Below are 320 nucleotides of genomic sequence, written 5' to 3'. Positions count from 1 at the left end.
AGATCATTTGATCTCTGACTTTTCATCATTGCCCAGCGACGTCCTACTCTTGCAGGGGGAGATCCCCCAACTACCATCGGCGCTGAAGAGCTTAACTTCCGTGTTCGGCATGGGAACGGGTGTGACCTCTTCGCCATCATTACCAGACTCATTACTGGTTTCCACTATTATGTGATTAACCAGAGACAAAATATATCATACTATATTCGGTCACTGTTTTCAAGAGAAATTTTATTCCCTGAAGACTAGATAGCACTCACAACGATTCCAATAAGAATGTCTAGTTCCGCAGGCTACATTCTTGCCCATTCTTTCACTTC

General features: G+C 43.8%; 1 rRNA gene. It reads right to left on the bottom strand.

The annotated features are described in order from the left end of the window. Positions 1-30 precede the first annotated feature (30 nt). Positions 31-147, bottom strand: a 5S ribosomal RNA gene (gene rrf, locus AB986_RS17520). Positions 148-320: the final 173 nt, after the last annotated feature.

This window comes from Guptibacillus hwajinpoensis, from assembly GCF_001039475.1.
Taxonomy (GTDB): domain Bacteria; phylum Bacillota; class Bacilli; order Bacillales; family Guptibacillaceae; genus Guptibacillus; species Guptibacillus hwajinpoensis.
Note: the sequence above shows the minus strand (reverse complement) of the source record. Positions and strands in the feature narration are given on the sequence as shown.